This is a genomic window from Mucilaginibacter sp. (assembly GCF_028288205.1).
GTDB lineage: Bacteria > Bacteroidota > Bacteroidia > Sphingobacteriales > Sphingobacteriaceae > Mucilaginibacter.
The window spans coordinates 23201-42929 of the sequence record NZ_JAQBOD010000052.1 but is presented as its reverse complement, the minus strand read 5'-3'; the positions used below and the strand labels follow the sequence as shown (position 1 = coordinate 42929).

General features: G+C 42.1%; 15 protein-coding genes. 5 read left to right on the top strand and 10 right to left on the bottom strand.

What is annotated here, in order from left to right; genetic code table 11:
* From JWR23_RS12130 to JWR23_RS12110, 5 genes are all read right to left on the bottom strand, one after another.
* On the bottom strand, positions 1 to 3332 hold a 3332-nt coding region (locus tag JWR23_RS12130), incomplete at its 3' end, for an Eco57I restriction-modification methylase domain-containing protein (protein ID WP_299516357.1).
* 173 nt (positions 3333 to 3505) lie between these two features.
* On the bottom strand, positions 3506 to 4147 hold the full coding sequence (locus JWR23_RS12125) for a response regulator transcription factor (protein WP_299516356.1): 642 nt from the start codon (positions 4145 to 4147) through the stop codon (positions 3506 to 3508).
* Positions 4148 to 4150: 3 nt separating this feature from the next.
* Entirely contained in the window at positions 4151 to 4936 is a 786-nt protein-coding gene (locus tag JWR23_RS12120) for an ATP-binding protein (protein WP_299516355.1), read from the bottom strand.
* Complete coding sequence (locus JWR23_RS12115; RefSeq protein ID WP_299516354.1) at positions 4909 to 5550, bottom strand: hypothetical protein; 642 nt, start codon at positions 5548 to 5550, stop codon at positions 4909 to 4911. The genes JWR23_RS12120 and JWR23_RS12115 overlap by 28 nt, the downstream gene beginning before the upstream one ends.
* Before the next feature lie 69 nt (positions 5551 to 5619).
* On the bottom strand, positions 5620 to 6228 hold the full coding sequence (locus JWR23_RS12110) for a hypothetical protein (RefSeq protein ID WP_299516353.1): 609 nt from the start codon (positions 6226 to 6228) through the stop codon (positions 5620 to 5622).
* 285 nt (positions 6229 to 6513) lie between these two features.
* On the opposite strand from JWR23_RS12110, the gene JWR23_RS12105 reads away from it, so the two are divergent.
* Together JWR23_RS12105 and JWR23_RS12100 are read left to right on the top strand one after the other, a co-directional pair.
* On the top strand, positions 6514 to 7038 hold the full coding sequence (locus JWR23_RS12105) for an N-acetylmuramoyl-L-alanine amidase (protein WP_299516352.1): 525 nt from the start codon (positions 6514 to 6516) through the stop codon (positions 7036 to 7038).
* A gap of 26 nt (positions 7039 to 7064) precedes the next feature.
* Positions 7065 to 7538 (top strand): hypothetical protein, encoded by a 474-nt coding sequence (locus tag JWR23_RS12100; RefSeq protein WP_299516351.1) that lies wholly within the window; start codon positions 7065 to 7067, stop codon positions 7536 to 7538.
* Positions 7539 to 7550: 12 nt separating this feature from the next.
* Here JWR23_RS12100 and JWR23_RS12095 read toward each other — a convergent pair whose 3' ends face one another.
* Positions 7551 to 7901: a glyoxalase superfamily protein gene (locus tag JWR23_RS12095; RefSeq protein WP_299516350.1), complete on the bottom strand. Its 351-nt coding sequence runs from the start codon at positions 7899 to 7901 to the stop codon at positions 7551 to 7553.
* 71 nt (positions 7902 to 7972) lie between these two features.
* Positions 7973 to 8161, bottom strand: coding sequence for a hypothetical protein (locus JWR23_RS12090; RefSeq protein WP_299516349.1), 189 nt, complete (start codon positions 8159 to 8161; stop codon positions 7973 to 7975).
* A gap of 840 nt (positions 8162 to 9001) precedes the next feature.
* On the opposite strand from JWR23_RS12090, the gene JWR23_RS12085 reads away from it, so the two are divergent.
* On the top strand, positions 9002 to 11266 hold the full coding sequence (locus JWR23_RS12085; RefSeq protein ID WP_299516348.1) for an aconitate hydratase: 2265 nt from the start codon (positions 9002 to 9004) through the stop codon (positions 11264 to 11266).
* A gap of 490 nt (positions 11267 to 11756) precedes the next feature.
* Positions 11757 to 12788, top strand: a complete 1032-nt coding sequence (locus JWR23_RS12080) for a family 16 glycosylhydrolase (protein ID WP_299516347.1) — start codon at positions 11757 to 11759, stop codon at positions 12786 to 12788.
* A 95-nt stretch (positions 12789 to 12883) separates the two neighbouring features.
* Here JWR23_RS12080 and JWR23_RS12075 read toward each other — a convergent pair whose 3' ends face one another.
* Positions 12884 to 14509: an ABC transporter substrate-binding protein gene (locus JWR23_RS12075; RefSeq protein ID WP_299516346.1), complete on the bottom strand. Its 1626-nt coding sequence runs from the start codon at positions 14507 to 14509 to the stop codon at positions 12884 to 12886.
* A gap of 134 nt (positions 14510 to 14643) precedes the next feature.
* Here JWR23_RS12075 and JWR23_RS12070 point away from each other — a divergent pair, with 134 nt between their 5' ends.
* The gene (locus JWR23_RS12070) at positions 14644 to 15180 is read left to right on the top strand and encodes an alpha/beta fold hydrolase (protein WP_299516345.1); all 537 of its coding nucleotides are present in this window, start codon (positions 14644 to 14646) and stop codon (positions 15178 to 15180) included.
* 124 nt (positions 15181 to 15304) lie between these two features.
* Here JWR23_RS12070 and JWR23_RS12065 read toward each other — a convergent pair whose 3' ends face one another.
* Together JWR23_RS12065 and uvrA are read right to left on the bottom strand one after the other, a co-directional pair.
* On the bottom strand, positions 15305 to 16438 hold the full coding sequence (locus JWR23_RS12065; RefSeq protein ID WP_299516344.1) for a hypothetical protein: 1134 nt from the start codon (positions 16436 to 16438) through the stop codon (positions 15305 to 15307).
* A 123-nt stretch (positions 16439 to 16561) separates the two neighbouring features.
* Entirely contained in the window at positions 16562 to 19483 is a 2922-nt protein-coding gene (gene uvrA / locus JWR23_RS12060) for an excinuclease ABC subunit UvrA (protein WP_299516343.1), read from the bottom strand.
* Positions 19484 to 19729: the final 246 nt, after the last annotated feature.

Below are 19729 nucleotides of genomic sequence, written 5' to 3'. Positions count from 1 at the left end.
TTTCTTCCAGTCGGCTCATTATTATTTCTTGGTCTTAAACTATCGTAAAAAGTGTGTAAATAATTCTTGATAGCTGGGTATTGATCAATATCGATTCCTTTCCTAGTGAAGATAATCCATTTATCATACCAATTAAATTGATATCGCTTAATGTTCTTGCCCAATAAAATCGGACGTATAATTTCGCCAGCTTCAGGACAATTTTTTAGTAGTTCATCGCGCTTTGCTTGATCTATAATAAACGCTTCATTGAAGCCGGTCTTAATTCCATAGTTGATTTGTATATCCCAATTTTTTAGTGGGGTACCGGTTGATTCAATTTTTGACTTTATTCGTGCTTCTATTTCACTTAAAATCACCCACCCATTTTCCTTAGAAAAGCCTTTGACAGTGCTTGTGTGCTGTTTAATAAAAACGCTCATTTTTTCTAGACTACCTAAACTCTTATCAAGCAAACAAGTTTCTGTTTCTCCTGTATATGGTGCCTTTTGAGCAATCAGCATATTAGTATCTACTGTTGCTGACTCAAATACTTGATAACCCCCAAAATCAACCAATAGCAAAGGATTGGTTTTTTCAAGCAAGAAGCGCCTCATAGCTTCGCCATAATTGGCACGCATCCATTTATTGGATGTTATATAGCCGAAAAAATAGCCGGGTTTTAGCAATCTTGTAGCTTGTTCATAAAATAAACAATAAATATCGCCGGTACGGGTAAATGTTTCATAGCCGCATTTTTGTAGAACGTCAGCATCAGCTCCCATTTTTTGTAACTGAATGTAAGGCGGATTACCTATAACAACTTCAAATCCTTCAAAATCTCCATTGTCATCTAATACTTCCGGGAACTCAAAACGCCATTCAAAAGCATTTTTGTATACCGCATTGTTTTCAATTTCTTTAATTTCCTGTTCTATCTTTTCAATATGTAAGCTAATTCTACGCACTTCGAGCTCCATTTCCTTCTCGGTGCGTTTTTGCCCAAAAAGATCGAAATTATTTTGGGCCAATCCTAAATTTCCACGCTGCTCAGAAAGCTTCTTACGCCGTGGGTCGCGCCTGCCAACTGTTTCATGAAACTGTTCTTTTATCTTTTTTATGAATTCTTTAAATTCTTCTTTGGCGTCTTTATCTGATTCTTCTTTATAGGCTTGTACCGCATTGCGATAATCCCAAATGCTAAATTTTTGCTTTTTAAATACTTCCGACAAATCTTCGGTTAAAGAATATTTGCTTAATAAAGAATTACCCTGCTTAATATTAATGTCAATGTTGGGAAGTGTCTCTAACTCTAAATAATCACCAGGCTTATAATAAGTATGTTTAAGTAATTCTATCCAAAGACGTAACCGGCAAATTTTTACTGAGTTAGGGTTTATATCAACCCCAAACAGGCAGTGTTCAATAATTTTCCGCTTTTCTTCGAATAAGGTACTTTGTATGCGTTGCTCTGATGGTGACACGACATTAGCCATCGCAGATGAAGACTTTATACTATAATCAAAAAATTTCAAGTCGGTATAAGTAACTACTAATTCATCATTGGCAATGCTTACTTCAATTTCAGAAAGGCAACTTCCGTCTTTATCAGCTAAAATGCCTAATTCGGATTTAATGCTTATCAACTCATTAAGACTGGAAACTAAAAAGTGACCAGAACCAACCGCAGGATCAGCTATCTTTATATTATTAATTAAATCATTAAACTTAAGTATGTCCTTAGTATTCCGTTTGTCTTTTAAGTAGTTTTTAAGATCGGCGATGCTTTCGCATTTCCAGTTATAACTGTCATTAAATTTTTTAATTACAGCTTTTCTAATTGTTTCATGACATAAAAAAGTAGTTACAGCACCAGGTGTATAAATTGAGCCATCTTTATAACCATTTATTTTTTCGAACACTAAACCTAATACTGCTGCATTTATTATTGTTTTATTTTCTTCCTGTACTTCTTCTTTACCTACCGAAGCAAAGTTATAAGCATCTAAAAAGTCAAATAAATAATGAAGTGTATTTTTAGTGCCAACGGGTTGATAATTACTTGCCTTTTTAAGAACTGAATTGGCATATAGATCAATATCTAAATTATCGTCAAGAGCATTTACTTTAAAAGTGCATTCCTCTAAATCAGAAAATTCAAACAACGAACTGTTTAAGTAAGGAATATGACCGTATTTGCTTTGTATAAGTAAACTACGATCTTTTGCTTGTTTAGCTAATACTTGAAAGAATAATTTATAGAGTTCATCGTAATCATTTACTATTTGTTGATTTAAAAAGCGATATTTTCTATCGCCTCTGTGATATTTAATTAATTGAGCTTCGAGCAGCTTTAAGAATAATATTCGGTTTATCCATGTAATGCTTAACTCAAGACTTACATTAAACAGTTGTTCTTCTGAATTTTCACCCTGAATAAATTGTGACGGAATTTTTCGCAAGGCATTTTCTACCTCTAAAATATTTATAGTATTTTCAATAAAGGATGCCGGGTTTCGTTTGTCATTGGGTAAACGACGAATGATTTTACGTCCACCATCTTTAACTTCTTCCAATCCTATTATATGCAATAACTCTGAAAAAAAACCTTTATCTAATGAATTACTGTCATTAAGAAATGGTAATTTAAGTAAATGAATAGGTGTGAAAAATTTATAAAGCGGAATTAATTCATCATCATTATTGTTGGTACTATCTAAAAGGGGTAAAAACTTTTTAAGGTCGAAATGTGTAAAGCTTATTTCTTTATCAAATAAATCCAAAAAAGGTTTAGCAATTTCTTTATAAAAATGATCGGTCGAATTACTTACTTTTTGTTTGTTTTCCCATTCGCTGTAAGCTTTTAGTAATTGCTTGTTCTTATTAAATATTGCTTCAAATATTGTCGCATCAAATATGTACCATTCATATATATTAGTAATTACTAAATGGGTTAATGAATTATTTTTATCATTTGTTCTTTCGCGCAAATAATAAAGAATGAGTTCATGCATGGCTTTTGTATTCAGATTGGTTTGGGTAACCATATCTGCTTTGTTGCCTGGACGCTTAACTTCAAATAATATACCTGAGGGGGCAGAAGAATCTTTACCTAAGTGGATTACAAAATCGGTTTTTCCTTTAGTTGCAATTAAATAATCAGGATTGTAATAAGTGTTTTTCAAAAAATCCATTAAATGGATTTTTACATTTTCTTCGCTTTCCTTTTCATCAATCAAACCTAAAAGCAGCGTTAAATTTTTCTTAAACTGGTCAAGATCTATACGACGAGGGCTAATTAAGCGATATGCTTTATTGAGACTGGCTGTAAGCTCACTAATTGAGATAGTCATTTTGGTTGATAAAGTGCAGTAATTTAATAATAATCTTTAATAAAATGCCCTTTTTACTACTATATAGCCATTTGATTATACACATTTTCCACCAAGCTTTTGGTGACACCATTTTGCCAGTGTATATGGGTGTATACAGGTGTAGGCTACACTACACCTACACTTGTGCGTCCTCACAATTTCACCATATCATTTTGTATGGCGTATAGCACTAAACCTATCCTTGATTTAAGGTTCAGCTTTTGGAAGAGGGCCTCGCGGTAATTATCAACCGTGCGCGGGCTGATAAACATTTGGTCGGCTATTTCTTTGTAGGTTAGTTCGGTGCAGCAAAGTTCCATAAATGCGGCTTCGTTTTTCGAGAAAACTGGCACGCTTTCGGTATTGGTAAGCGAGCGCACCATTTTGCCTGATACCAGGTCATTTATATACATCCCTTTCTCTGCAATTACTTTAATGGCCTCGTGCACCTCGCGCGGGCTCGACTCTTTTAGCAAATAGCCGCATGCGCCGCATTTTATCATCTGTATTACGGCCCTGTCATCCTCGAACATGCTTAGGGCCAAAACTTTTACGGTTGGGTGGTTTTGCTTTAGCCAGGTTGTTGCGCCATAGCCATCAAGCACGGGCATATTTATATCCATTAATATTACCTGCGGCAAGGGGTGCCGGGTTATCATTTGCTGCAGTTGGTAGCCGTTATCGGCCTCGAACAGTACCTGAAGATCATCAAACTCGCGCATCAGCGCGGCAACGCCGTTACGGAACAGGGTATGGTCATCAACAATTGCGATGCGGATTTTAGGGATTTTCATTGTTTAGGGATAGGGAATTATTACACTTATATGGGTGCCTTCGTTTTTTTGTGAACGGATGATTACTTCGCCGCCAACTATATGAGCTCTTTTATTCATGTTTTGCAAGCCCATGCCCATATTTGTGGCTTGCGGGTTACCGGCATTAAAACCTACGCCATTATCGTGAATATGCAATTGCATTTGTTGCCCGATATAGGCTAATTTTATATTGATCTGCGTGGCAAACGAGTGCTTGATAATATTATTCATTACCTCCTGTAATATACGGAAAATGATGAGGTCTTTATCCAAACTGCTATTTGGTGGCTCTTCGCCCTCGTGCAGGTAATTAACCTGGTACTTGCCAGATTTTTCTATCCAGTTAATTTCATGACATATCGCTTCAGACAGGCCCACGCCCAGCAGTTGGTCGCCCTGCAGGAGTTTGCCAAGCAGGCGCATTTCTTTAATGGATCGACCGGTAAGATCAATAGCGGCGTCTATTTTTTGCTGCGCTTTTTCAAGGTCGTCAAGCTGTATGGAGTTTAGGGTGAGCGAGCTCAAGCTAAGCAGCTGGCCAATGTTATCGTGCAGGTCGGCACCTATGTTTTGCATGGTTTGCTCCTGCACCTCGAGCTGGGTTTTTACAATTTCGGCATCAAAGGCCAGCTTCATCTGCTCTTTTTCTTCGATGTGCTTTATTTTGCGCCGATTATAAACCAGCACATACAGGATAATAAAAACGGGCGCCAATAAAAATATCAGCGTAGCTATTAAAATTAGCTCTGTGATGTTGTTGTTAGCCATTTTTTGCAAATGAATGAATAGCACCAGCAGCCATACAAAATAATAGTAAGCGCCGTAAATATAAAATAGGTAATGTTATGCCCTGCAATTTTTACATTTTTTAGCGATGTGAAGAACAGATTAACTGCCGTGCTGCCAAAATAAAAGAACAGTGTGCCGGCAACCCACCAAAAAGAAGCAGAACGTTTAAGATCTATATAATGCTCATCCTTTATCAGCAGGAAATAATAGTAAAAACTGTATATCACAAACACAACCGACATAACAGTTGCCGTAACATCATTAAATACAAAGAAGCCATGATCGTAAATATCATAACCATATAACAGCAATAAAACAGCAAGCCCCCCTAAAATAAGGGGTCTGCCGTTAATGTATTTGCTTAATATGCTGCTAAACATCAGGCTGGTAAAGCCGGCCTCGAAAACCAGGAATATATTATATAACCACTGGTTATGCTGATGCGCGATTTTTAACAGCTTGCCCGATATCTCTGTAGCGCAGGTTATCAGCAGGAAAAGAACCATGCTGCGCCACGCAAAATTTGAATCCTTTATTAAACAAATAAAGGCAATGATAAAACAGGCAGCTTCGATAAAAATTATAAACGACATATTTTCTTTTTTTACCTCACCCTATGATCCCCCTTCTACTTTGGGGGTGATTGTAGGGCTGTCTTTAATTTAATAGCCGCAGCTTGGGTCGGTTGGGTCAGGGCATACTAATAAGGCGCCATCGCAGTTATTAGGGCACATTTCGCCGCGGTTTTGCGGATCGAGTGCAAACATATGCATAGGTAATTTATGGTTTGGCGCCCCAAAATAATCCATGTGTATGCGTATTGGGTCTTTAGCGCCTTTTGGCAACACACTGGTATCTCTTGTAGAAACCAATATGATAGTGTTTCGGTACGGATGCTGATACGGTTGTCTGTCCAATTGTAATTTAGGGTACCTGCCGAAATAGATACGTAGCCCGTCGGTCTTTCCGTCTTTTTTCCTGGCGGCATCCAACGCGGCAACTAAACTGTCAAGCTTGGATAAAGGCATAAAAATGCTGCGGGTTTTTGAGCCCGTGCCGCCGGGTTTGTTGCTGGCATCGTCAAGGCCGTGGGTACCAAAGGTGTCTACCAGCATTTTTGCTTCATCATAGCTGATGCTGTTTTCTGATTTGAATCCGGCTGTATCGGTTAGTGCGGTAACCGCGGCTGTAGCCGTTTTTGAGTTGGCATAATAAAAACCGGCAACAAGGCCAATTATTAAAGTAATAAGGGGTAACACTAATTTTTTCATGTTGTGAAAGGTTTAAATTAAAAAGGTGGTTTAAGTTGTGAATTACAATACTACTAAAATCAATATTAAACCGCACATTATTAAAAGCAATTACACCCTAATTAAAAGGGTAAAAACACCCTATAAAAAAGGGGGATTTTACTGTAAGCGATATTGCTTTTAGTGCCCACATTTGTATCGTTAGTTTAATTAGTTTAGTTAATAACGACCGGCAAAAGAGGGCGATCAGCAGCTTTAGGGTGCTGCTGAAAGCTTGCCGGTTTAATCCCGGTAAAAAGCAATCATATGAATATTATTAATAAACCCAGCCCAAATTTTTATGCAGGCCGCAAGGGCCATAGACCCGAAGCTATAGTAATACATATTATGCAAGGCACACTATATGGTACTGATAGCTGGTTCCAGAGCCTTATATCAAAGGCATCGGCACATTATGGTGTAGGTAAAATGGGCCAGGTGCACCAGTATGTGAATGAAAAAGATACCGCCTACCATGCGGGTCGTGTTAATGCCCCAACGTGGAGCCTTATCAAGCAAACAGAAAACGGGTTATACATAAGTCCGGATTTTTACACCATAGGTATTGAGCATGAGGGTGACTTTAATACCGAGTGGACCGACGAAATGTATCAAACCAGCAGCAACTTGATACGGGCCATCAGCAAGCGTTGGGGCATTCCCATAGACCGTAAGCACGTTATAGGCCATCACGAAATATATTCGTTGAAGAAATGCCCGGGCAGTGGTGTAGATATTAATAAACTCATCGCAATGGCTAACGGGCAGTTAATTAACCAACTTACTGTTTAGAAAAAAATAGTATAATAACCCCAATTATGATCTTCATTATTCAAAATAAACCCGCGTTTGGGTTTATAGATGCCCTGGTAAGTAAGGCCAGGATGGCAGCCGATATACTTATTGCAAAAAGGGAATTTGTGTTTCAAAGCGCAAAAAAACTTGAGCAGCAGGCGGTTAATATCCTTATTAACACCGCCGAAAAGAAAAAGTGTGCGGAAGAGCCGCTGAACAATAGTTATAACGAAAACGAGAACCGTAAAGAGTTTTTAAAGCAATACGTGCATGGGCTTGAAGAAATGATGTTCATGACCCACCATAAGGTGCGCCAACCGGTAGCCAATATTTTAGGCATGGTAAACCTTATTGACGAATATGCAAACTCGCCCGAAGAGCTGAAGAAGATAGTAGATTACATGAAACAATCTGCCCTTGACCTTGACGCCTTTACCCGCGAGCTTACCACATTTGTAGCCAACCTGGAGCAAAGGGGAAAGAATAAAAGTAGCTAAGCACCGCCAAATCTACTCATGCAAACTCAACCGGTTACCATCCGGATCTGTCACGGCCATAAATTTACCCCAGGGCGTTTCGTCAATTTTACCAACTGTTATACCTTTTGCAGTTAGGTCGGCGGCATCTTTAGCAATATCATCGGTTTTTATAACCAGGCCATCAATACAGCCCGCGGGCATATTGTCAAACCAGGTTACCAGCGTTATAGATACACCACCGTCGGGCAGGCCCATTTGCATCCATTTTTTGTCGCCCTCAAATGGCGCCTCAACCAATATGCCGAACCCCAGCTGCAAATAAAACTCTTTCGCCCGGGCCTGGTCTGTAACCGGGATGGATATAATTTCTATCGATTTCATAACTGTTGATTATTTAAGGTGCTCAAATTTAACAGTTGCTTTGCAGAATAACAATAATGGCGTTCCCAGCTTTACTCCCTGCACAACCTTTCCAGCAAAGCTGCATGCTGTGGGTATTGCGTCGTTAGTTTCTGCTTTTTAGCCATCTCGAACTCGCTAAAATCAAACCGCGGGGCAACAGGAAACCCGCATGCACCAGCTCCGCGCCAAAATGCCCGGCACACGCTTCGGCATGGCGCGTTACCGGGATGATCTTGCACCCGAATATCAAGAGGCAGGGATGGATATAGCAGATTGGTTGGTGAGTGTCCGCCTGTCGTAAAGCGTGTCGGGTATCTGGCGGACGGAAGCTTTTTTTCTCTTCGCGTCTTTGCGAGCGGTAACGTGGCAACCTCACGCAATGCTAAGTAGCGTCGTACCTATCGCTTGGTGACGCTCAGTTGCCGCTAAGGCTGTTACTTTACCTTAGATGCAAAGTAACCAAACATCAAGTCAGCCCAATCGCTTCCACCCGCAAGGCCATACTCCCGGCCCGGTGGGCTGACAGGCCTTTGCGCGCTTGGATGGCGGCAATCCCTCCGCGCGTCATTGCGAGGAACGAAGCAATCTCTGCACTCGCAAATCCCTCGTGTAAAATGTTGTTTAAGGGGCGCATAAAACGGCAAACTGCTGTTTGAATGTCCTATGCAGAGTTTGCTTCGGTCCTCGCAATGACGAGTGTGATTTGGTGTGATTGCTTTCACTATCCCACCCCGTCCGCCTGTCGTAAAGGGTGTCGGGTATCTGGCGGACGGACAACCTCTTGCGTTAGGGACAGTAGCGGATACCGGCCGTGTGCAGCCTTTGTGCAGGCCGAGCCTAATGCTTGTAGCCGTATAAGCGGATGGCCCGGGCCGCAGGCAACGCCCTTAATCATCCAACCCTCATCTGCACATCTGCACACCTGCACATCCTTAGAACATTTCCAAATAACATTTGACATTACTGCGACTTCGCATTGAGCGTTATATTTCGTAAATTCGCCCCACGCCTGTTTTTAGTGGAAGTTATTACTTTAAATAGGGTTTATTCGTTTTACTTCTTACTTAAATACTACTCAAATGGCTTTTGATTTAGAGATGATCAAAAAGGTTTACGATCGCTACAGCACCCGCGTGGCTGCTGCCCGTACCGCGACCGGTAAACACCTAACTTTAACCGAAAAAATATTATATGCTCACCTGAGCGAGGGCGATGCTAAGCAAGCCTTTGGCCGTGGTGTAGACTATGTTGATTTTGCACCCGATCGTGTGGCTATGCAGGATGCTACGGCGCAAATGGCGCTGCTGCAGTTTATGCAGGCGGGCAGGCCGCAGGTTGCCGTACCCAGTACGGTACATTGCGACCACCTGATACAAGCCAAAGTTGGCGCTGTTGAAGATTTACATACCGCTATTGATGTGAACCGCGAGGTTTATGATTTCCTGGCGTCGGTATCTGATAAATATGGTATTGGTTTCTGGAAAGCCGGGGCGGGTATTATTCACCAGGTAGTGCTGGAAAATTACGCTTTCCCGGGTGGAATGATGATAGGTACAGACAGCCACACGCCAAACGCGGGTGGTTTGGGTATGATTGCCATAGGCGTTGGCGGTGCTGATGCCTGCGATGTGATGGCCGGCCTGCCATGGGAGCTAAAGTTCCCTAAACTGATTGGTGTTAAATTAACCGGTAAGCTTTCGGGCTGGACATCGGCTAAAGACGTTATTTTAAAAGTTGCCGGTATATTAACCGTTAAAGGTGGTACCGGCGCTATTGTTGAATATTTTGGCGAAGGAGCACAATCGCTTAGCGCTACAGGTAAGGGTACCATTTGTAACATGGGTGCCGAAATTGGCGCTACCACATCTGTTTTTGGATATGACGAAAAGATAGCCACCTACCTGCGTGGTACCCAACGTGCCGAAGTTGCTGACGCTGCCGACGCGGTTGCCGAACACTTAACCGGCGATGCCGAAGTTTACGCCAACCCTGCACAATACTTTGACCAGGTGATAGAAATTAACCTGAGCGAGCTGGAGCCGCATATTAACGGTCCGTTTACTCCTGATCTGGCATGGCCTATCTCTAAATTCGCTACCGCGGTTAGAGAGAACAACTGGCCAGAGAAACTGGAAGTTGGTTTGATAGGCTCATGTACCAATTCATCATACGAGGATATTACCCGTTCGGCATCTGTTGCTAAGCAGGCTATTGATAAAAACTTAAAAGTTAAGGCCGAGTTTACCATAACACCGGGCTCTGAGCTGGTACGTTACACCGTAGAGCGCGATGGTTATTTAGATACCTTCGGCCAAATGGGCGGCGTAGTGTTGGCTAATGCTTGCGGGCCATGTATTGGTCAGTGGGCGCGCCATTCGGATGATCCTACAAGAAAAAACTCTATCATTACCTCGTTTAACCGCAACTTTGCTAAACGTAATGATGGTAACCCAAATACGCATGCTTTTGTGGCTTCGCCAGAGGTGGTAACCGCTTTAGTTATTGCAGGCGATTTAACATTTAACCCGTTAACAGACTACTTAACCAACGAAAAAGGCGAGCAGGTTAAGCTGGACGAGCCATTAGGTATTGAAATGCCGGTACGTGGCTACGCGGTTGAGGATGCCGGTTACCAGGCCCCTGCCGAAGATGGCAGCAGGGTAGTGGTTAAGGTTGATCCTGCTTCATCACGCTTACAATTGCTGGAGCCGTTTAAGGCGTGGGAAGGTACAGATATTACAGGCCTAAAATTGCTGATAAAAGCCAAAGGCAAATGTACTACAGATCATATCTCTATGGCTGGCCCATGGTTGAAGTTCCGTGGTCACCTGGATAACATCAGTAACAATATGCTTATTGGTGCCCTAAACTATTTCAACAATACTGCCGACAGCGTTAAAAACGAATTAACAGGCGAATACGGCCCGGTGCCTGCCACACAGCGCGATTATAAGGCCCATGGCATAGGTTCTATCGTTGTTGGCGATGAGAACTATGGCGAAGGCTCATCACGCGAGCACGCGGCTATGGAGCCACGCCATTTGGGTGTGCGTGCCATACTGGTGAAATCTTTCGCCCGTATCCACGAAACCAACCTGAAAAAGCAAGGTATGCTGGCCATTACATTTGCCGATAGTAACGATTACGAAAAGATTCAGGAAGATGATAAAATTGATATTAACGGTTTAACCACCTTTGCCCCGGGCAAACAGTTAACCGTAGTATTGCATCATAAAGATGGTACGGTTGATGCGTTCCCGGTTAACCATACTTATAACGCGCAGCAGATAGAATGGTTCAAAGCCGGTGGCGCGTTGAATATTATTCGCAGACAAATGGCTTAGTCTGAGGCCGAAAGGTTAAAGGTAAAGCTAAAAGGTTTTGCAGAGCCGCTCCGATTATCGGGGCGGCTTTTTTTGTCCGCAACGTCCATAGCGTGTCGCCCCTTTGGCGGACGGACAGGAGACTCAAGACTTTTCACTCAGAACTTACGACTTATCTCTGGGCGTTGCCTTCGGCCCGGGCTGTCCATTCATACGCGCACATGGCCTTAGGCGCAGGGCCGGTATCCATTTCCATCCCTAACGCAAATTGTCTACTGACTTGCCAACTTCCGGCCCCCACCGCCGTTGTTAATATGTCATCAGCAAAGTCAAATTACAATCGATTGTATTGCAAAAAGCATATAAAATCGTTAATTAAAACCATAAATTCTTCGTTTATTGCGATAAAAACAATATTATTGGAGTGACGCAGGTAATAATTTAATGAACATTTAGCGGGCTTAGATCCGTTATAATGATAGCCGCCACAATAAACCGTATAACATAACTTATGAGATATTTAAAAACAGTAGCCTTAATGCTATTAGCTACGGTACTTACCAATTGTAAAAAAACAAACAATAATACGGGCGGCGAAGGTACCCCACCAGCTAACTTAATTATAAGCAATGTGGTTAATACCAACAACAGCGGCAATGTAACCTTTACCGCAGCAGCCACCAACGCTGCCACTTATTACTTTGATTTTGGCGACGGCGCGGCTATACAAAGCAGCACTACCGGTACTATTATTTATAAATATTCATCAAGCGGTATGTACACAGCTACAGTAACGGCTAAAAGCAGCACGGGGCAAACGGTGTTTGCCAGTACGCAGGCGGTTGTTACTGTTACGTTGGCGCTTGTCTGGAGCGAAGAATTTAATACCGACGGCGCTCCCGACCCAGCCAAATGGAGCTACGATTTGGGTGGCGGCGGCTGGGGCAATAACGAGCTGGAATATTATACCAACAGAGCTGATAATGCCATCGTATCAAACGGGACATTAAAGATCACGGCTAAGAAAGAGTTTTATAGCGGCAGCAATTATACGTCGGCAAGGTTGGTAACTAACGGCAAGTACTCTTTTAAGTATGGCCGTATGGAAGTGCGGGCCAAATTGCCAACAGGCGCAGGCCTATGGCCGGCTATCTGGACCTTAGGCGCCGACTATGCCACTAACATATGGCCCGCCTGCGGCGAAATGGATGTAATGGAGCAAAAAGGCAGCGACATGAACCGTATTTATGGCACCCTGCATTATCCCAACCACTCGGGCGCCAATGGCGATGGTGCTACCACAGTAATAACCGGCGCTACTACCGATTTCCATATTTATTCGCTTGATTGGACACCGCAGATTATAAAAATATCGGTAGATGGTGTAGTGTTTAAAACGGTTATCAACAACAGTGGTATACCATTTAACCACAACTTTTTTATTATCCTTAATCTGGCTGTAGGCGGCGGATTTGCCGGGGCGGTTGATCCAAACTTTAGCAGCAGCGCTATGGAAGTTGATTATATAAGGGTGTATCAATAAATAAACAAAAAGTAAAGAGATGCCCGGATAGGACGGAAGGCTGTTTTTTTAGGATGTTCGAGGTGTCTGCCCCTGAGCGGACGGACAACAATTATCTACTGTTTTTTTACCCGTTTCAATGTCAGCAAATTCTGCGCGTTCAAGCTATAGCCGCTTATATTATTCTGGTACAGGTTTACGCGTTTATCATAATATAAAATAACCACCGGGGCGTGTGCCATAATCACGTTATCCATTTTTTGGTAGATGGCGAAACGCTGCCCGTCGTTTTTTATGTTATAAGATTGCTCAAACAGATGGTCGAACTCCGCATTATTAAACCCGGTATAATTTGGGCCGAAGGGTATCTTGTTTTTTGAGTAGAAAACAGACAGGTAATTCTCGGCATCCGGGTAATCCGCAATCCATGATCCATAGAAAAAGTTAATGCCGTTTTTGGCAACCATTTCGCGCAGGCTGGCTCCCTGGGTTACTTCTATTTTAGTTTTTATGCCGGCCCGGTCCAATTCGCCCTGTATATATTCTATCATGTTGTGATAGGCAACGGTAGTAGTAAGGGTGATGGGCGGCATATTTTTACCGTCGGGATAACCTGCCTCTGCCAATAGCTGGCGCGATCTGGCAGGGTTATAGTTGTAGCCCTTTACTTCCGACTGACTAAAGCCGGGCATACCCGCCGGAATAAAGCCCTGGTAACCCGGCGTGCCTAAACTATTGCGCAGGTATTTTATAAGCTTTTGTTTATCAATAGCATAGTTGATGGCTTGCCTTATTTTTAGCACCCGGAGGGGCGAGTGTTTAACAATGGCCAGGTTAGTATCCACCAGCATACCCAGATACATGGTATTGAGGTAGGGCCCGGTTTGTAAAATAAATTTGCCTTTATATTTTTGGGTGATCTGCCCGGCTTTGGTTAAAATATCATCGCGGTAGCTGCCATCAATATCATTAAAAAAATCGAGTTTCTTTTTGATGAACTCCATAAACGAGGTTTGCTTATCATCAATAAACGTAGCACGGATAGCATCCAGGTAAGGTAGTTGTTGGCCCTTGTTATCCTTCTCCCAGTATTTTTCGTTTTTCAGTAGCACCATTACTTCACCTTCTTTCCAATACTTAAATTTAAACGGCCCGGTACCCACCGGGTGGCTGCGAAAATCTTTACCATAAAACTCAACAATCTCCTTAGGTACTACAGAGCAATATTGCGCCGTAAGCATGCTAATGAAAGGCGCGAAGGGCTGTTTAAGCGTGATACGGAATGTGCTGTCATTTAATGGCTCGAAAGCCTGCTTGCCGGTTATCTTATCGCTAAATATCCATGAGCCCGATGAGGCTACTTTTGGGTCGATAAGGCGGCTAAAGCTGTAGGCAAAATCGGCAGCTGCAACTTTGCGGCCAATGCCATTTTTAAAATGCGCTTCATCCTGGAAATAAACATCACTACGCAGGTGGAAGGTATATACTTTACCATCGGCAGATATATCCCAGGTTTTGGCAATGCAGGGGATGGTTTTAAGGCTGTCATTTATTTGTACCAAACCATTATATACCTGGTTATCCATCCAAATGGTGTTATGGTTGCGGCAAAAAGCAGGATCGAGCGAGGTTAGGCCCTCATCAAGGTTGATATTGAAAACAGTTTGCCGGGTATTATTTTCGGACGGACCACAGGCTGATAACAGCAAAAGTAAACACAGGCAGCCTATCAGTTTATTCATCAAAGCTAATATATGTAATTATTGAGTTATTGGTTTATTGCATTACTGATTTGACAGTGTGATGTTAGTTGTTTAAAGATTACGAAGTTTTACACTTTAGTAAATCTCAAACTTAAAATATTATTTTTACAACCATGACCTTTAAATCAACCATCCTTATTATACCCGGACTTGGCAGTTCAGGTCCGCAACACTGGCAATCTTTATGGGAGCGTCAATTTAATTTTACCAGGGTTGAACAGCAGGATTGGGATACCCCGGTTTGTAGCGATTGGATAGAAACGATTAATAATGAAATTAAAAAGTACGACCCATCGCAAGTAATATTGGTTGGCCACAGCCTGGCTTGCGCCACTATAGCTTATTGGGCACAAAAGTTTAACACCAAAATTAAAGGTGCGTTGTTAGTTGGCCCAAGCGATACCGAAGCAGATACTTATCCAACCGGGACAATAGGGTTTAAACCTGTACCATTAAATAAATTATCTTTTCCATCAATTGCGGTAGTAAGTACCAATGATTATTATGTAACTATTGACCGCGCTAAATTATTTGCCGAAAGCTGGGGGAGTGAGTTAATTAATATTGGCGATGCCGGGCATATTAATGTAGCATCGGGCTTTGGTGAATGGGATGCGGGGCTGGAGTTTTTGAAGAGGTTGGATGGATGATATGCTTTGTGATACAATAGTAAAACAATGTTAAGCACAACGAGTGCTTAATGTGGGTAAGCATTTATAATACGATATCTTAATGATGCAAATAAAATAACGGCAATTCTTACACTTATTCCGGTTAAGGCGTAATGCCAGGCTTTGGAGGCAATGGAATTACTGTTACCGTTACCGGTGTTCTGGAGGTGGTACAGCTCACACCTGTAGTTTGTACGTAATATGTAGTATTAGTGGTTAGAGAGGGTGTTGTATAACTTGCGCCTGAAAATAATAAAAATCCATTGGTAGCGGCGTTATACCACTGATATGAACCTCCTGGTGCTGTTGCAGTAAGTGTAGCAGAATTACCTGAACAAATAGTAGCCGGCGCAACCGTTGGCGCTGCAAGTGCAGTAACGTTTATCTGTTGAGTTACCGGCCCACAGGACGTTTGATCATTAACCGTGACTGTATAAGTGCCCGGGGTGGTTGCACTTATTGATGAGGTGGTTGCGCCAGTATTCCATGAATAAGTATAGGATGGGTATCCACCAGTGGGTACGGCTGTTAATGTTACCGGCGCCCCGGAGCAGATTACAGGAGATGATGGTGTTATTGACACATTAAGTGTAGGATAAGTATAAACTCGAATGGGAATACCAGCTGTTCCACAAGTTGCCCTCGAACCACTAACTTTATAATCAATATAAGCAGGAGCCCCTGCCTGGGGCGTAACAGTTACTGTACTAACACCTGAGGTTGGTGAGCTTAAATAACTATCATAAGCACCGGTAGCACCCGGATAAATCGAGGTCCAGCTAACAGTGGACGGTGTTAAGCCATTAACCGACATAGTTCCTGAGCAACCTGTTCTTAAGTGAAGATCAGGTGAAACCGTTACTGTTGATAATGCGGTTATTGTATAGGCAACCACGTTGTTGCCCGGCTTACACCAGGATATTGTAAAGTTTGTCCCTAGTCCGGATACACAGGCCGGTGTACCACTGTTGATTGGGGAGCCGCAATTTATTGTATAAAAACTAGCTCCGCCTGTTTGATCTGTACTAAAATTGATCATATCAGTGCCCGGATTAACAGTTACATTAAAAGTGTTGCAATTATTATCCAAACAGCAGTCTCCATTACGCGTTGCCGATATTGTAATTGCATTACTTGCAGAACCAGAAAGATCAACATTAATAGGTGTTGTAGTACATTGGGTAAACCCTTTATAACCAAGAAAGGAGAATAAAAGGACCAAAAATGCAACCCTCATAATAAAATATGTCTTAAGAAAAAAAAATAAAAGTTTCCAGCTCGCTTATTGCTTGATAAATATCAGCTTTTTTTATCAATTGACTTTGAAATTTTTTTTATTGCAAACGGGAGCAAGCATTTTCTAAAATCTTTCCTTCAAAAACTTACCCGTATAACTATTCTTCTCTTTTATCAGATCCTCGGGCAGGCCTTCAAAAACAACCTTACCGCCGCGGTCGCCGCCTTCGGGGCCTATATCAATAACCCAATCGGCGCATTTTATCACATCCATATTGTGTTCAATTACAATAATGGTATTGCCATGCTCTAACAGTGCATCGAACGATTTTAGCAGCTTCTTAATATCGGCAAAGTGTAAGCCTGTGGTAGGTTCATCAAATATAAACAGTGTTTTATGTGGATTATTCCCTTTAACCAGGAACGACGCAAGCTTGATACGCTGCGCTTCGCCGCCTGATAGTGTATTGGATGATTGGCCCAACTGCACATAACCTAAACCCACCTCAAATAAAGGTTTTATTTTAGCGATGATCTTAGGCTCAGAAGCAAAAAACTCTAATGCTTCTTCAATGGTCATACTTAATACATCACTTACATTTTTTTCATTATAGGTTATATCCAGTATATGTTGTTTAAAGCGTTTGCCGCCACAGGTTTCGCAGGTTAAAAAAATGTCAGCCATAAACTGCATTTCTATTTTTACCTCACCCTCACCCTGGCAAACATCGCAGCGGCCACCCTCAACATTAAAAGAAAATGCCGATGGCTTTAAACCTGCGGCTTTAGCTACCGGGCGCGCTGCAAACAGGTTGCGTATCTCATCCCAAGCCTTAACATAAGTAACCGGGTTAGAGCGCGACGAACGGCCAATTGGGTTTTGGTCAACCATTTCTACCTGCTCAATTTTAGCATAATCGCCCTCAATAGCATCATAACTGCCGGTTTGCTCGCCCGAATAATTGCCCAGCGTTTTTTGCAGTGCAGGAGCAAGTATACGCTTTACCAGGCTGGTTTTACCTGAGCCGGACACACCGGTGACGGCGGTAAATACACCTAATGGGAATTTTGCGGTAACGTGCTGCAGGTTATTTTCGCGCGCGCCCTTTATCTCTATAAAATCGTTCCATTTACGGCGACTGGTTGGGATAGCTATTTCTTCCTTTCCGCTTAAATAACGGCCTGTAAGGCTATTGTTATCTTTTATAATTTCATCATAAGTGCCGCTAAATATCAGTTCGCCGCCATGGGTGCCGGCAGCGGGGCCAATGTCGATTATATGATCGGCTGCTTTCATGATCTCTTCTTCGTGCTCAACTACCAAAACGGTATTGCCAACATCGCGTAATGATTTTAGCACGGTTATTAACCGTTGCGTATCGCGTGGGTGCAGGCCAATGCTGGGCTCATCCAATACATAAATTGAGCCAACCAAACTACTGCCCAACGAGGTTGCCAAATTAATACGCTGCGACTCACCACCCGATAAGGTGTTAGATAAACGATTCAGCGTTAAATAGCTTAATCCAACATCATTTAAAAAACTTAATCTATTGGTTATCTCGGTTAATAAACGCTTGCCAACCTTGATATCGGTTTCGTTTAATTGCAGGTTGGTAAAAAACGCCAGCGCTTTATCCAGCGCCATTAAAACCACATCGGTGATAGAATGGTCGTTTATCTTAACATAGGTAGCATCATGGCGCAGGCGGCTGCCTTTACACTCGGGACAGGTGGTTTTGCCGCGGTAGCGGGATAGCATAACCCTATATTGAATTTTATAGGTTTGCGCCTCCATCTCCTTGAAAAACTCATCCAAGCCACGGAAGTATTTATTGCCGGTCCATAATAAGCGCTGCTCTTTTTCGGTCAGTTGGTTGTACTGGCGATGGATAGGAAAATCAAACTTTAAAGAATGTTTTACCAATTCATCGTTCCACTCACGCATTTTCTCGCCGCGCCACGGCGCAATGGCACCCTCGTAAACGGTTTTGCTTTTATCGGGGATAACCAAATCCTCGTCAATGCCAATTACTTTGCCGTAGCCTTCACAACGCTTACAGGCGCCGTACGGATTATTAAAGCTGAAGAAATTTGGTGTAGGCTCTTCAAACTTAATCCCATCCAACTCAAACCGATCACAAAAAAAACGTTCTTTTTCTTCAGATGTGTCAGGTTCCTGATACCTTACATAACAATCACCCTTACCCTCAAAAAATGCCGTTTGCACTGAGTCGGCCAGGCGGCTCATGGTTTCTTCCGAATCGTTTTTAGTAATACGGTCTATTACAATATGTACAGCGTGGTGAGTGTTAAGTAGCGAGTGGTGAGTAGTGATTGGTGAGTTAGAAGTGGTTTCCTCACCATCACCTTTAACCTTTAACCTTTTACCTTTTACCTCTTCGCCATCAAAACTATCCCACACAGTATTATCTAACCCCTCCTCTTCTAAAAGAGATTCGATGCGGGATATTTTGTTTTGATATTCAACCCTCACAAACCCTTTTTGCATTAATACAGCCAGTTCTTCTTTTAAGCTGCGGTTATTATGCGGGTACAGGGGGCAAAGTATAGTAGCCTGTGTTTCATCAGGCAAAGCCATAATGAAATTGATCACATCAGTAACCGAATCTTTTTTTACAATGCCGCCCGATACCGGCGAAATAGTTTTGCCAATACGTGAAAAAAGCAGTTTGAGGTAATCATATATCTCTGTTGAGGTACCAACTGTAGAGCGCGGGTTTGAGGTAATTACTTTTTGTTCGATCGCTATAGCAGGGGCAATGCCTTTAATATAATCAACATCGGGCTTGTTCATGCGGCCCAAAAATTGGCGGGCGTATGATGAAAGACTCTCTACATAACGGCGCTGACCTTCGGCATAAAGCGTATCAAAAGCCAGGGATGATTTGCCTGAACCAGACATGCCCGTAACTACAACCAGTTTGTTTTTTGGTATAGCTACATCCAGGTTTTTAAGGTTATGTACCCGGCTACCCTTTATTATAATATGCTTTTTAGGATCTTTATCCGCTTCCTTGATCATGTATTATATTTATATATAAATGCTTATTGTGATTAAACCATTTATGGATTAATAAGTCTATAACATATAAGCTGTTGTTGTGTACTTTTTTACAAAATGCAAAAATCCTAAAATATTTAGCAGTATCCAAATAACAGTGAAAGCAATAATATTATTACACAAAAAAATTATTTGTTTTTTAGCTTATAATTTGTTTTATTTGAGGTAATAATAATTTAACCCCAAAAGGAGACCCCCTATCGATTA

What these genes read in the sequence shown, in the direction of transcription:
- JWR23_RS12125 (WP_299516356.1), bottom strand. Translation starts at nt 4,147, where the DNA reads ATGAAAATCCCTAAAATCCGCATCGCAATTGTTGATGACCATACCCTG.
- JWR23_RS12120 (WP_299516355.1), bottom strand. Translation starts at nt 4,936, where the DNA reads ATGGCTAACAACAACATCACAGAGCTAATTTTAATAGCTACGCTGATA.
- JWR23_RS12115 (WP_299516354.1), bottom strand. Translation starts at nt 5,550, where the DNA reads ATGTCGTTTATAATTTTTATCGAAGCTGCCTGTTTTATCATTGCCTTT.
- JWR23_RS12110 (WP_299516353.1), bottom strand. Translation starts at nt 6,228, where the DNA reads ATGAAAAAATTAGTGTTACCCCTTATTACTTTAATAATTGGCCTTGTT.
- JWR23_RS12105 (WP_299516352.1), top strand. Translation starts at nt 6,514, where the DNA reads ATGAATATTATTAATAAACCCAGCCCAAATTTTTATGCAGGCCGCAAG.
- JWR23_RS12100 (WP_299516351.1), top strand. Translation starts at nt 7,065, where the DNA reads ATGATCTTCATTATTCAAAATAAACCCGCGTTTGGGTTTATAGATGCC.
- JWR23_RS12095 (WP_299516350.1), bottom strand. Translation starts at nt 7,901, where the DNA reads ATGAAATCGATAGAAATTATATCCATCCCGGTTACAGACCAGGCCCGG.
- JWR23_RS12085 (WP_299516348.1), top strand. Translation starts at nt 9,002, where the DNA reads ATGGCTTTTGATTTAGAGATGATCAAAAAGGTTTACGATCGCTACAGC.
- JWR23_RS12080 (WP_299516347.1), top strand. Translation starts at nt 11,757, where the DNA reads ATGAGATATTTAAAAACAGTAGCCTTAATGCTATTAGCTACGGTACTT.
- JWR23_RS12075 (WP_299516346.1), bottom strand. Translation starts at nt 14,509, where the DNA reads ATGAATAAACTGATAGGCTGCCTGTGTTTACTTTTGCTGTTATCAGCC.
- JWR23_RS12070 (WP_299516345.1), top strand. Translation starts at nt 14,644, where the DNA reads ATGACCTTTAAATCAACCATCCTTATTATACCCGGACTTGGCAGTTCA.
- JWR23_RS12065 (WP_299516344.1), bottom strand. Translation starts at nt 16,438, where the DNA reads ATGAGGGTTGCATTTTTGGTCCTTTTATTCTCCTTTCTTGGTTATAAA.
- uvrA (WP_299516343.1), bottom strand. Translation starts at nt 19,483, where the DNA reads ATGATCAAGGAAGCGGATAAAGATCCTAAAAAGCATATTATAATAAAG.